The following is a 13,591-nucleotide window of genomic DNA, read 5'->3' on the forward strand; positions in this document are numbered from 1 at the left end:
ATTTCAGAGGTTGATTGTTAGTTTTGTTTCCTTTTTTTCATAGACTTAACTTTGACGATAGATAGGGTAATAGCTATAGTTAAAGCAGTCTGTAAGACCATAGCAAAGTGCAGTAATAATTATGTAAATGGAGATTTATATGGCTCTACAATATGACGCTATTATACTGGGCGGTGGTAAAGGCGGTAAAACTCTGGCGATGGATCTTGCCAAAAGTGGCCAACGAGTCGCTATGATTGAGGACAATCAGATTGGTGGAACCTGCATCAATGTCGCTTGTATACCCACGAAAACACTCGTTCAATCTGCAAAAATAGCCCATTACTGTCATGAGGCAAAAAAATATGGCTTACAAGCACATTTAGATGAAATCGACTTTAAAGCAGTTCGGGCAAGAAAGGATAGTGTTGTTCAGGGTATGCGTGAAGCAAATTTAAAGCAATTTCTAGATTCGGGTATGGATTTATTATTAGGCCGGGGACGTTTTATTGGCCATAAAACACTGGAAGTAAATCTATCTACGCCACGCGAGGGACAAACCCGATTAGAGGTAACGGCAGATAAAATTATTATTAATACCGGTGCACTTCCTTTTGTTCCTCCTATCCCTGGGGTTGAGCAAATCAAGTATTACACGAACGATAGCTTAATGAATATTGATGAGGTACCGCAACATTTACTCATTGTTGGTGGGGGATACATCGGTCTGGAATTTGCACAAATTTTTCGTCGCTTTGGGGCAGAAGTCACCGTAATCGAGGCAAGTAGTGAATTTATTAATCGCGAAGACAGAGATATTGCTGAGCAAGTACTGCAAGTATTAACTCAGGAGGGTATTAACTTTGCCTTGGATACCAAGATTAACCGCCTTTTTGAAGAGAAAGATGGGGTGGCAGTTGAGGTTAGTCGACAAGGTAAAACGGAGATTCTCCGAGGCAGTCACCTGTTAATGGCCGTTGGCCGCATAGCAAATACTAAGGAGCTCGATTTAGCTAAAACCGATGTTAGTTTGGATGAAAGAGGATTTGTTAAAGTCAATGAATTCTTGGAAACCTCAGCCCCCGGGATTTGGGCTTTAGGGGACGTGAAGGGAGGCGCGCAGTTTACTCATTTATCGTTGGATGATTATCGCTTGTTAAAGCATAATTTAAAAAATCCTACCAATAAGCAATCTTCACAAGGCCGTTTGATCCCATATACCGTGTTTCTCGATCCTGAATTAGCGAGAATAGGATTAACTGAAGACCAAGCTTTAGCTCAGGGTTATTCAATTAAAATTGCTAAAATTCCAGCTGCGGTGATTCCACGAGCAAAAACTCAAGGTGAAACGGCGGGTCTCTTAAAGGCCGTGATTGATGCTAAAACCGGTCAAATTCTGGGTGTTGCTATTTTTTGCGCTGAAGCGGGCGAAATCTTAGGGGTTATCCAACTTGCTATGGAACTGGGAATGCCTTATCAGAAACTTCGCGACGTAATGTTTGCTCATCCTACCTTGGTAGAAAGCATTAACTTGTGGTTTACACAAGTCTAATACATGGAGTTTAGGAACAATTACGAAAGGGGCGATGTCATGAGCAAGATGCTGAAGTCAGTGATTATTTTGCATCTATTGTTTTGGGGCGGCTTTAGCAATGCACAACAGCTTATTTGCCCGCCAGTCAATGAACAAGGACAATTAAGGATTGATTCTCAAGCTATTAATATTCTTGAGCAATGTATTAAACAAGCCCCGTCAACAAAATCTCTTTTTTTTAATAATAAGACGCAGCAATATGCTGCAGCACGGCAGCAATTACATAATAAAATTATTGATGAAATTGTAAAAACATCACCTTGCCAAGTGCAAAAGCCAATGGCCATTTTCACCGGTGGTTTTCCTGGCTCAGGGAAGTCAACTTATTTGCAAGAAAAGCTTCCCTGGGTTAATTCACAAAATTTTATTATGATTGACCCAGATGCTATTCGAGCCAAGCTTCCTGAATATAAAGGATGGAATGTTGAGAGTACTCAGGCTGAAGTCAGAGATATTGTCCTCGCTATTTTGAACCGTCTAGGTAGCCCATGTAGATATAATTTAGTTTATGATTCAAGTATGACTGCTACGGATTTTTATGAAGAATTTTTTGCGAAATTAAAGTCCATGCATTATCAAATTTATATCGTCTATGTAAAAACGCCTTTAAGTGTTGCCGTTGCGCGGGCAAAAGAGCGCTATTTGGAAACAGGGAGATATGTGTCTCAAGCTTATTTAAAGCACATTGAAAAAAATGGTAGAGCGACATTTAATACAATTAAAAACGATGCGACAGGTTATATCGTCGTCGATGGTGAAAATTTCCAGACCTTGGAACAAGTGGGCAAAAAATTCCCTACACATCCCAATGTGCAAAACTAAAGGCAAAAAGCATTAGGGTGATAGTAACTGCGCTTGCCAACCATTGGCCTGACTGTATTCGAACACATCGGACAATTCATCTGTGCGATAGGCATAAAACACGATACGGTGGGGCTGTAAACGAAAACCACAGTAAAACTCACTCATAGGCAAGGATTTATCAGCATAATCCTGTGTGATTTGTCTTCTTCTATCTTCCAGTAACTCTTTCCTAAAGATGGGTTGCGACGATGTGGGTGCATAGCTATAGAAGCGAATTTGTGCTTCTCGCGGATAACTTTGCCAATAATGTTGATTCTCTGATGCTGTTAAAGCAACCGTAACGCCTTCAATAATGACTTCACGCTGCAATAATTCAAACCAGAAAACAAGGCTTGCATGACTGTTTTGCGTTAATTCCGTAACTTTACGAGTTCCTTGTTGCGTAAAAAATAATAATCCTTCCTCATTAATTTCACGAATGGCAACCACACGTCCATGAGGTAAAGCTTGTTTGGTTGCTGTACAAAGAACGGCTTGTTGCGGATTCAAGGTTCCAGCTGCCCGCTCTTCCTGCAACCATTGATTTAAAAATTGAATGGGGGTTCTCATTATTTTTACTTAGCCTTTGATGTTTTCACTAAAATAGCCTGATAGAGGGTAATACATTTTTTACAACACCGAGAAATTGCATGATGTAAATAACTATCATAACTAATAGCAAGCAATTAAGACCCCAATTAATGAGTGGATGCATCGTAATTTCATTGACTACCCAGAGTAGGAAACCACAAATAGCTACCATGATTAACTGACCTAAATCGAGCATAAAAATTTCCAGCCATCTATTGTACTTAGAGTCTAGTTAGCTTGAAAACGATTTGCAAAAGTAGAGCAGTAAGGCTTAAGATGCAAAAAATGAATTATCCTGTGAAAAAATTGCTGAAGAACTAGATATTTTGAAAACAACTTTGGCACAATAATTGTGGCTTTAGCCTTGAGAACTGAAGTATGCTATCTTTGGTTATGCCAGAATCTGCTTTTATGGTTTTGGGGCTCATATTGGAATGAAGTATGTAGCGGCTTACGCCGCCGGGCTTTTCATCGACATGCGGTTAACGCGGTACAATCTGAGCAATTTGGTGACAATTATTCAAAGTCACCTGCTCTTCAAGTTGTGATTTAAGATTGATAAAATCCTGCATTCTTACTTCACATAATACTGTCATGGCATCTACATCGGTTTGTAGCGCCCGCCATCCGCCATCCTCGCCCCAGCCACGCCAGTCCCACCAAGCCTGGGCTTCTTCCACTTTAACTATTGCAAAATCAATAGCTAACTGAGAATCAGGCCCAAACCAATTTTCATACTTCCCAGTCATCCAATTAAAAAATTGTCTCGATGATTTTGGCTGTGAGGTAAATTGTGGTCCAGTATAAAAAGGTTCACTGGAGCAGTATTCATCAACCACATGCATCGGCAATAGCTTTTGTGCACCACCAACACCTTCTAGCCACTGCGTGTAACTGATGGTATTCCAATAGGAAGCCATTATAAAATTCGTTTGCGTTTGCAGCTCTTTAATAATGGTATTCTTAAAATCAAAATGCTTTTCAGTGATTGTTTTTCCATGAAGTCTATAAGTTACGCCGTCTGTGTTCACTCTGTTGTATTGAGAAAGCAGTTGTACAAATATTTTGTTACCTTGTTCATTTTTAGGTAGACAATCGAGCATCATCGTCCACATATGTTTATCGAGGGCCCAAAGCGCATATTCAAAACCACTTATAAACGGAAACGTACGATCGGAGCAATCGGTTACTTGGTCCCTTTTAACCATTAAATTGATGTCTTTCTTTAACATCTCTTTCACTGCATTATGCTCTCCACGCACAAGATGATGTATGAATTTTTGTAACACTTTGCGTTCTTCTAATACTGGCTTAAAAAAAGCCCTATGTCCCTTTGATGTCATAGAAAGTCTTATTAAATCAGGAGTGGCTAAATGGGCGGCTGTTTCAATCCCCATCTCTTGAGGTAATTGGCCAAGGAATCTAAATTTGTCTTGCATCATCTTCACCTTGCTGTTAGATACTAAAAAATAAAGTGATGAAGTGAGTGAAAACAATTTGAAAGCAAAAACAGATTTGTAGTTACTAAACAAAGTTATCATCAGAAACCATTCTGATGACTCACCTCATCTAGCAACAAACCCGTTCATTCATTAAATCTAGAAACCTATTCAGTTCTCCTAATTTTCCTTAGGGAGAAGACTTGTTGCAGCACTGGTAATATTTAGCCAGAAGCAGGGTGATACTTTAACTAATTGCCTATTATTTGTCAACAATGATATAAAATAATTCATCTTACTAAAGAAGAATGATAAGGAAAAACGGCAAAACAGATTGCCCAAGTGCTTAAAATAAGCCCTTATACGGTGGAGAGGTATTTAAAAAATATTCGTGAAGCGTTTAACTGCAGTACGCTGCTTGAGGCGGTTGTGGAGGGTATTCATCGTGGTATGGTGAATTTAATAAAAATCTGGAGTAATTGATGCAGGCTTCGCAAGAACAATTATTACTACGCCTACTTAAGCAAATGTAAACCAGTTATGATTAGAGCCTAAAATTCCAACGGAAAACTTTTACAATCGGCTTCGAAAAGGAGATAAATCTGGTTGTCGCTTTGTGTTTCGATTTGCAATGGCAAAGCAGTAAGGCTTAAGAAGTGGTTTATGATCCAAGTGGATGGTATAAAATAGTTTTCTTGCTCAACTTAAAAAGACTATGCTTAATCGAATTCATCATACGGCAATTATCTGTTCTGATTATGAGAAATCAAAAAATTTCTATACAAAAATTTTAGGGTTAGAAATCATTCGTGAAACGTATCGGGCAGAGCGACAATCTTATAAATTGGATCTTGCTCTTCATGGGCAATATATTATTGAACTTTTTTCTTTTCCTACGCCGCCACAGCGATTATCAAGACCCGAAGCTACTGGTTTAAGACACTTGGCTTTTGAAGTCGATAACTTACATGGGGTTGTTAAGAATTTATTGATGATGAGCGTGCCAGCAGAAGCAATAAGACGAGACGAAATAACCGCAAAAAACTTCACCTTTATTTTTGATCCGGACAATTTACCTATTGAGTTGTATGAAAAATAGCCGGGAGTGTAGAAAGTTATTTTTTGAAAAGGTAATCTAATATTCCTCCAATCAGTCATACAAGGAAAGTATATGGCAAAGATCCTTTGTGTTCTCTATGAAGATCCCGTTGATGGTTACCCAAAGTCTTATGCACGCGATAGTATTCCTAGGCTTGAGTGTTATCCCAATGGCCAAACGTTACCAACGCCGAAGCAGATTGATTTTAAGCCAGGGCAATTGTTGGGCTCCGTCTCAGGTGAGCTTGGTCTGCGTAAATTTCTTGAAGAGCAAGGTCATAATTTTATTGTAACGGCCGACAAAGAGGGTATTAATTCTCGTTTTGAAAAAGAATTAGAAGACGCGGAGATTGTTATTTCACAACCTTTTTGGCCCGCGTATCTTACGGCTGAGCGCATTGCTAAGGCGAAAAATTTAAAATTGGCAATTACGGCGGGTATTGGCTCTGATCATGTTGATCTTCAAGCAGCGATGACCAGGGGGATTACTGTCGCTGAAGTTACTTATTGCAACAGTAACAGTGTAGCTGAGCACAATGTCATGGTGATATTAACCCTGGCACGAAACTATCTGCCTTCGCACCAATGGGTTATTGATAAAGGATGGAATATTGCCGACTGTGTTGCCAGGGCTTATGACATTGAAGGAATGGCTGTTGGCATTGTGGGTGCTGGACACATCGGTTTAGGGACTATGCAACGATTAAAGCCTTTTGGTGTAAAGCTGCATTATACGGATCGCCATCGTTTGTCAGAAAAAATCGAAAGCGAGCTAGGGGTATCGTATCATGCCCAGATTGAATCTATGGTTTCTGTATGTGACATAATGGCACTCTGTTGTCCTTTGCACCCTGAGACAGAGCATCTTTTTAATGCGCAACTGATTAGCAAAATGAAGCGTGGGGCATACCTCGTAAATACCGCGCGGGGCAAAATCTGCGATCGTGATGCCGTTGTCAACGCACTTAAAGAAGGGCATCTTGCAGGTTATGCAGGTGATGTTTGGTTCCCACAGCCGGCACCTAAAGATCATCCCTGGCGTACGATGCCTCATCATGGGATGACTCCCCATGTGGCAGGAACAACTCTCTCCGCCCAAGCGCGCTATGCTGCTGGCGTACGTGAAATTATTGAATGTTATTTTGATAAACGCCCCATTCGTGATGAATATTTAATTGTTGATAAAGGTAAACTTGCTGGCAGTGGCGCGCACTCTTATAGCGCAGGAAATGTAACTCAAGGAGCAGAAGCTGCCGCAAGGTATTCTCTGTAATAGTTTTATTGCCATTGTCTTTGCAAATGATAAGACAATGGTGATTCATTAGGTCTGTATTTTATTAAGATTGACAGGATAAAAAATAACTTTTAATTTCATTAGAACAGCAAGGAAGTCAAGTTACTCAGATAGCTCTTCATTCAAAATAGAGTTTGCTGAGAGAGTCGTTTGGTATTTTAAATAAATGCAATGCAACTCAACATACAAGGATGGTTCTATGAAATTTGCGGTCACTTACTGTGTACTTGATCAACAAGTGGGTAGTAATCCTTTTTGGCACAGCTGTCTTTTATTATCCCGCCTCGATGAGCCAGAAGGAAAAATGGAAATTACTGATCAGTGGGGTTTTTATGGTGTCCCTACGACGGGCTCCCGCGACTCATTCCTAGGCAAATTAAAAATTAAAGTGGGCTTAGATCTCGATCTACAGGGAAACCATGGCATGCTTCGTCATGAGGAGGTGCGATTTCTCGATGCAGGATGTGGTTTGCATGGACAAACTTTTGAGTTAACTGAAGATAAATTTAAATTGCTACAACAAAAATGTGCCGATATGGCTACAAATCAAGAAAAGGCAATTAGGGAAATTGTTGAGCCTTTAGCCCTTAAAGGAAAACCGCCTGAAGAAACAAGAATCTATCCCCATGAACAATTCTCTACACATATATTCACTTTGGAAAAGATTAGAGCGCAACAAGAAGGACGTTTACCACGACTAAAGCCTTTTGAACTAAATCTTTCTATGTCATTTTGGGGCCCTAATCTTAACCAATCTCACACGTGTAAATCGCAAGTATTGTCGCTCTTGGATGGTATTTTAACTGAGGAGCAAATTAATCGCTTAACGGAAAATGGGAAACATAAAGCTGTTCCTAGATACAGTGGTAGCATGGAATCTATTTTTCTACATAGTAGTGGGCCATTAAGTACTCATAAAAAACATTCTGGGCAAGAGGTTTATTATCGCGATGGCAATAATCCTGATGTCAAATTATATTGGACCCTTCCTCCACAAGAAGTTGAGTTTTTATCAGAGGACACCCGCAATTTATTAAAGCTTCCTGAGGAATATTGTGCTGAAGTAAAATCAGTAGTGAGCAAATTGCAGCGCCTGGAGTGGTTGTTTATCAATGCAGAATTATCACCATGCTACGAAGATTATCGCAAAAATTTAATTGCACGTATTCGTGAGCATTATGAAGCATTCGCAAACGTTACTCCCAAAAAAGCTCAGTCAAAAATAAGCGGTTGGCTAGGTTACGCATGGTCACTATTGTCGATACCAAGAGACCTTGATGAAGAGTCCCTGCTGCAAAAAGTTAGGAAAGCAAAAATATTATTAAATAGCCTTTATATGGCAGTCGTTGATAATTTTGAGATTGATCTCAATCTAACCTCAGAACTGCAAGATAATGGGTCAGCCACCGAAGAGACTTATTACAATCCTTTGGAAGCTGTTGCCGCATATTTAAAAACGGAGGACAAACAGCAACTTTGTTCTCTCTTAGGGCGAAGTTATTTAGAGCCGGAAACCACTACAGAAAACAACCTTGGGTCAATGACAACGATGTAGTGATGGATAGGTAATATTATCCAGGGGGAATATTCGGACTAAAATCAGAGGTAAGAAATTCCCCTTGCTCAATTTCAGCTTCATGCTCTTGTCGTGCTTTGACGAAACTGTCAGTTATTACATCAAGAATAATGTCGGCAAGCGGTGTTTTTTGATATTTCTGCAAGGCATCAATATTGGCTATGAGACGCGCATTCTCTTGTTTGCCATGAAACGTATGTACATTGATGCTTTTTCTAAGTTCTTTGTATTGATTAATTCGCTCGGTAACACTTTGTTGATTAGCTTCATAAGCTTGATTCATAGTTGTTTGTAGTTGTTTTACTACTTCTTCTACGGGATGATTATGATAATTAATTAGATTGGCGCAAGCTTTTGCTAACTGATTGATTGTTGCCAAATACTGTTCCTCTTGGCGCAGCATTAAAAATTTCATTGCATCACGAGCATAGGTTTCTAGTAGTAGTGTGTATTGTTGCTTCGAGGGTAGGGGTTTTTCGGCTCTTTTCCTCATTATGAAGTTCCGTTTTTGCACATTTAAGTTAGTATAGCAGCAAAATAAGCAACAATTGATCCAGGGATTGCATGCGCTTGAATGATAGTTGGAGCAGAGCAACACCCAGCAAAAGCGCCATCTTTAGTTTATGCGCAAAAAGCTTATTGGACTTATTGATTACTAGCATAATTCTAATGTTCTAGGCTAATGAAGTAATTGATGTTATCTCATTACTTCATACCAAAAATCTCGTTTTCAGTTGGGAGCGACGAGGGGTCGGCAACAAGACTTGTGGATTGCTGTTCAACAAAAAAACTATTTCTTTTCTGCATGGCTTGAATGTAACCCTTAACATAATAATCATAATGGCCATTTTGCTTAACGTAAGCTAAATAGGTTTCGTCCCCAAATAGCATTTTTAATCCCTTTACTTCAATATCACTTGGTTGTTTAAGCGCATCATTATTTCGGGAGAGGATTTCTAAATATAATGTGACTGCCATCTTAAATGATTGATGTTCTGCTGTTTCAATGTAGGTGGCATAGGCATCTGCCGTTAAAAAATTTGAATACTTCAGTTTACTGCTTACTAAGGCAGGATTATTTGCATTACATAACTCGAAGATAAACGTCTGTAGGGTTTTCTCTAAGGATAAATTATTTTTAATATGAATTTCCTTTTTATCTGCTAACCATTGTCCCTGAAATTTTAAGTTATCTCGTGTGAAATCAATTTTTACATTGGGTGTGTTAGAGAGTACTGAGAGCGCTTTCTCACAAGCAGGAGATGATTGGAAAAGACTAAATAATGTAATTATATTATCCAGATCTTTATCGTCACAAATAACAGCTATAGGGTGGATTATTCCATGATTGGTAAGGAAAAGTTGAGTTTTCAAGTGATGCCCCTTTAACGAAATTGCCTATATTTTGTACATTTTACAGACATTCCATTAAGTGAACATTAAGGATATTAATTGCGCAAAATAATTGTAGTCATTCTATTGCGTATTAAGTGAAGGGCACTGGCGATGAGTTGATTATAAAAATTAGTAATTCGCGATAACATAAAAGCGTAATTTGCTTATGGTGTAGGTAAGAACTCTTCTTGGGTGATGCTGCTGAAGCTTGTTTTTATACAGGAAGTGTGTGGGGTGTTGCTTTGCAACTAGTCAATCTGATTCTGCATGAAAGTAGTCAAATCTTTCATGAGATCGTAAATATCTTTTGTTGTACTAATGTGATTAATATTGGCGGTAATGATTATATTGCGACCTTTTAACCATACCATGAGAGCGCTATAGCCTAAGGTACCACCACTATGCCACCAAGCCTCCTCTTTAAAAGTGTCATAATCGTGCATAATACCCAAGCCATAGTAAATTCGTTTGGTCGAATTCAGTAACGTGGCATCCACGACCGTCATTTAACTTTGCCATTTGGGGGGGGGGACAAGACAGCGCCATTCATCTTCCAGTTGCAGGATAATTGCGGCAATGAAGGACTTGGTTTCACTACCAATCTGAAATAAGTGTTCAGGGTTTATGGGCGTTTCTGCGTCTATTGTGGTTGACCCGCTCACAAAATCATGAGGAGATTTCTCATCAGGGCAGCTGATGCTAACTTCAATGTCGGGAATTTTGTATTTTATCCTATCGCTTTCAATAATCTTTTGAATGCCTGTATCAATATGGGGGATTACAGTTTGGATAAACATTGCCTGTAATTAAAAAAATAATTCCTGGTAAAAAACAGCTGAATTTATTTAGTTTGTTGATTAGTATAATTTTAACTGACCTGAACATAAATAAAGAGAATGAGCAGAAAAGCGAAATATACTTTAAAAGAAAAGTCATACGAAGGCTATTTAAAAATTACTAAATATGATTTGGAAATACCAAGTTTCAATTCATCCATAGCATTTATTAAAGCGACTAATCGCGAATTAGTTCATAGTGCAGACTCTATCCTTGTGCTCATTTATGTTCCGGAAAATGATAGCTTCCTTCTCTGTCAGGAATTTCGTATTGGGGTATATTTCAATGACAGCCAAGATGACCCTTTTATTCTTGAATGTGTCTCAGGCACTATTGATAAGAACAGTGGGCCTGAGGAGACTGCACGAAAAGAGGTGTTTGAAGAGACTGGACTTAGCGTAAAGCGGCTTATTCCCATTGCAATTACTTATAAAAGTCCCGGATTAATGACGGAAAAATGTTACATCTATTATACCGAGGTGGCAGGGATTCCTAAAACAGGAATTTATGGCGTCCAGGGAGAGGAGGAAATAAAAACTCAACTTGTAATGCGTGCAAAAGTTTATCAGCTAATGGATGAGATGGCTATTAAGGATAGTGCTACGTTAATTGCTTTAAATTGGTTTCGTGCAGCAAAAGGCTAGATTTAAGTCTGGTTTATTTGTTTGCAGAAAAGCTCACGGCAATGTGTTAGGATGAGCAATTTTTGATTTATTTGATTTTGCCATGACTATAAAAAACTTAGAATCCATTAAAACCCTGCTAAATGAAGCACAACGATTAGTAGATAGTTATGCAGACACGCCTCTGGATTGTTCTAATCTTAAATTACACGTATTTTTGTATGAGCTAACAGAAGAAATTGCGATATTAAATCGTCTTTTGGAGCTTGATGCTGATAATTTTGCTGAACACTTTAAAAATCGTTGTTTTGAGCGTGCACGCGTTAACGAGGATTCGCAGTTAAGTTTTTACGAAGACCTTTATGGAGCTTGTAATAACCTTTATTGGGAAATGGCAGAAGTATTATTTGGCGAGCAAGAGCTGGGGGAGAGGCTTTCCATATTACTTCCTGAAAAGATGATCGTCATTGAGCCAGAGTTCTATCTGCCAGAGCCAGTAAAACCGAATAGCCAACGACTCAAAGTTAAATTCCATGAAAAAAAAGTGACGGACCTTAATGCGTTGGCTAAAAGGGAAGAACTGGCAAACTTTGTTATTTATCGATCTTTTCTTATTGATCTTAGAGAAATTGCCAGTTTAGATTTTCATCTGCATAAAACATTCTATCGGGAGCTTAAAAGAAATTACCCAACTTTGGTTGCTAATCTTTATCAACATAATACGTCTTTTAGCATGCTATTAATCCAGTTACAGATTGCAGATGGTGTGGCACAGAGTCCTAAAGAAGCTATTTCTTCTTTAGTCGAGGGCTTAATTACAAATGGTAAGTCTATAACAGGTCAAACTTATGCAACAATTGGTGCTGAGCGGGCATTTACTGATTTTCTTAATTATCTGAAAGCGTTACCTGAGGAGTTCAAGGAGGAGGTTTTGGCATTGACCGGTACGGACGATGAGGTGCTAAGTGAGGTCATTGATGATTTGACTCAGGGAAGATGTGTTGAAATTGCTTCAGGGCGATTAATAAGTATATTGGAAAACTCTAACAATAAGGCAGTTCTGAATGCTTACCCCCATCTCACTTCAGAGCAACGAGAGGCTCTCTATCGTCAATATCGAAAGAACAGTTTACCGACTATGCATGGTGAAACATGGTTGAACGCCGCTTTGCCGGTATATTATGTAAAACAACTGTTGCCTTTTATTGAGATTAATCACTCAAGTGATTATATAAATCTCCTAAGAACTGTACCTCCTTCGCTTTATGCGGCACTGCTGCAAGAGACAATAATTAATAAATACCCATTACCTTCTAAACTCGCGAGAGAAATAAAAAATGGTCTCTTGGATGATGAACAAAAGCATGCGTTTTATCAGGCAGTTTGGGCAAATAAGGAAAAATTGGGGTCGGTCGATGATTTATTGAGGTTTGCTGTTTTGAGTGATAGTGAAGAGTTATTTTCCGAGGTTTTAAAAAGTGTAGAGCCTGAGAATCGCCTTAAAGTACTAACTTGCGAGAATGCTTTTTATGAAGCAGTCAGTTCTCCACGATTAATACAAGTAGCACTGCAGCTATTGCCCAAATCGGAGTATTTGCTTGCAATGGCAACTCCTCATGAGTGGAGCGCTTTGTACAGGGCCGTTGATTATCCTGATTCTTTGGAAATTATGGTGCAAAACTTGCCTGAAAAAGACCGTTTTGAAGTTATTACAACGACTTTTGATGAAATTTCATTACTTCATTTAGCAGCAAACCAGTTTTCTTCACGGTCTTTAGAAATTCTCTTGCAGGCACTCCCAGAAGAAAAGCGTCTCCCCGCTATCAGAGAAAAAAAAACACAGGGGGGAAATCTTCTATCGCGGGTTAGCGATAATGCGAGTGCTTTGCAGGTTGTTTTACAGGCATTGCCTGAGCAGCTAAAGGATGAAGGAAGAGTAAAGTTATTCCTTAGCATTGAAAGAATTATTAGTAATATTGAAAATAAAAGTGCTGGGCGCTGGATTTCAGGGATTGGTTCTAAAAAAACTAAATTATTGCGAACAATACAGGATCAACTGTTGGAAAATGACGGTAAATCTCACGATATGTCGTTCTTTTTAAAAGAAACAATGGCAATTTGTCAAATAAAGCGTAATCCACTCCATTTTTGGTCAACTCCTAAAAGTGTTGATGAGTTTTCCATACTGGCTAAAGAACATGGATGGCAATTGGAAGAAGACGAGGTTCAGTTAGGAATAAGTCGGTAATGCTCTAGGTTTTTTGATTTTTTAAGAAACAGGAGGAGTTGTAATTGCCTTAATAATTGTGTTATATTTGATCT

13 protein-coding genes and 1 pseudogene are annotated in these 13,591 nt (G+C 38.9%); 8 read left to right on the top strand and 6 right to left on the bottom strand.

All coding sequences use genetic code 11. The annotated features are described in order from the left end of the window. Positions 1-139 precede the first annotated feature (139 nt). Together Lbru_RS00480 and Lbru_RS00485 are read left to right on the top strand one after the other, a co-directional pair. Positions 140-1,531 (top strand): mercuric reductase, encoded by a 1,392-nt coding sequence (locus tag Lbru_RS00480; RefSeq protein ID WP_058440220.1) that lies wholly within the window; start codon positions 140-142, stop codon positions 1,529-1,531. A gap of 39 nt (positions 1,532-1,570) precedes the next feature. After that, the gene (locus Lbru_RS00485) at positions 1,571-2,395 is read left to right on the top strand and encodes a zeta toxin family protein (RefSeq protein ID WP_058440221.1); all 825 of its coding nucleotides are present in this window, start codon (positions 1,571-1,573) and stop codon (positions 2,393-2,395) included. Positions 2,396-2,407: 12 nt separating this feature from the next. Here the strand turns inward: Lbru_RS00485 and Lbru_RS00490 are convergent, their stop codons facing one another. Further along, a complete protein-coding gene (locus Lbru_RS00490; RefSeq protein ID WP_058440222.1) occupies positions 2,408-2,986 on the bottom strand; it encodes a pyridoxine/pyridoxamine 5'-phosphate oxidase in 579 nt (192 codons plus the stop codon). 503 nt (positions 2,987-3,489) lie between these two features. Beyond that, positions 3,490-4,446, bottom strand: coding sequence for a hypothetical protein (locus Lbru_RS00500; protein ID WP_058440224.1), 957 nt, complete (start codon positions 4,444-4,446; stop codon positions 3,490-3,492). A gap of 327 nt (positions 4,447-4,773) precedes the next feature. Between Lbru_RS00500 and Lbru_RS16675 the strand changes: the two are divergent. The 4 genes and pseudogenes from Lbru_RS16675 to Lbru_RS00515 all read left to right on the top strand — a co-directional run. Further along, positions 4,774-4,929, top strand: a pseudogene (locus Lbru_RS16675) (LuxR C-terminal-related transcriptional regulator); the annotation flags it as partial. Between the two features lie 232 nt (positions 4,930-5,161). Then, positions 5,162-5,545 carry an SMU1112c/YaeR family gloxylase I-like metalloprotein gene (gloA2, locus tag Lbru_RS00505; RefSeq protein ID WP_058440225.1) on the top strand — a complete coding sequence of 128 codons (384 nt, stop codon included), beginning with the start codon at positions 5,162-5,164 and terminating at the stop codon, positions 5,543-5,545. 72 nt (positions 5,546-5,617) lie between these two features. Beyond that, the gene (locus tag Lbru_RS00510) at positions 5,618-6,817 is read left to right on the top strand and encodes an NAD-dependent formate dehydrogenase (protein WP_058440226.1); all 1,200 of its coding nucleotides are present in this window, start codon (positions 5,618-5,620) and stop codon (positions 6,815-6,817) included. Positions 6,818-7,037: 220 nt separating this feature from the next. Beyond that, positions 7,038-8,393, top strand: a complete 1,356-nt coding sequence (locus Lbru_RS00515) for a hypothetical protein (RefSeq protein WP_058440227.1) — start codon at positions 7,038-7,040, stop codon at positions 8,391-8,393. A 16-nt stretch (positions 8,394-8,409) separates the two neighbouring features. Here the strand turns inward: Lbru_RS00515 and Lbru_RS00520 are convergent, their stop codons facing one another. The 4 genes from Lbru_RS00520 to Lbru_RS00535 all read right to left on the bottom strand — a co-directional run bounded on the left by Lbru_RS00520 (position 8,410) and on the right by Lbru_RS00535 (position 10,606). Then, a complete protein-coding gene (locus Lbru_RS00520; protein ID WP_058440228.1) occupies positions 8,410-8,907 on the bottom strand; it encodes a hypothetical protein in 498 nt (165 codons plus the stop codon). 212 nt (positions 8,908-9,119) lie between these two features. After that, positions 9,120-9,788 carry a hypothetical protein gene (locus tag Lbru_RS00525; protein WP_058440229.1) on the bottom strand — a complete coding sequence of 223 codons (669 nt, stop codon included), beginning with the start codon at positions 9,786-9,788 and terminating at the stop codon, positions 9,120-9,122. A 269-nt stretch (positions 9,789-10,057) separates the two neighbouring features. Next, positions 10,058-10,315 (bottom strand): hypothetical protein, encoded by a 258-nt coding sequence (locus tag Lbru_RS00530; RefSeq protein WP_058440230.1) that lies wholly within the window; start codon positions 10,313-10,315, stop codon positions 10,058-10,060. Further along, entirely contained in the window at positions 10,316-10,606 is a 291-nt protein-coding gene (locus tag Lbru_RS00535; RefSeq protein ID WP_058440231.1) for a serine hydrolase, read from the bottom strand. A gap of 99 nt (positions 10,607-10,705) precedes the next feature. On the opposite strand from Lbru_RS00535, the gene Lbru_RS00540 reads away from it, so the two are divergent. Both Lbru_RS00540 and Lbru_RS00545 read left to right on the top strand, forming a co-directional pair. After that, positions 10,706-11,290, top strand: coding sequence for an NUDIX domain-containing protein (locus Lbru_RS00540; protein ID WP_058440232.1), 585 nt, complete (start codon positions 10,706-10,708; stop codon positions 11,288-11,290). Positions 11,291-11,372: 82 nt separating this feature from the next. Next, complete coding sequence (locus Lbru_RS00545; protein ID WP_058440233.1) at positions 11,373-13,517, top strand: hypothetical protein; 2,145 nt, start codon at positions 11,373-11,375, stop codon at positions 13,515-13,517. Positions 13,518-13,591 lie beyond the last annotated feature (74 nt).

Origin of the sequence: Legionella brunensis, assembly GCF_001467025.1 — a bacterium.
Classification (GTDB): Bacteria; Pseudomonadota; Gammaproteobacteria; order Legionellales; family Legionellaceae; genus Tatlockia; species Tatlockia brunensis.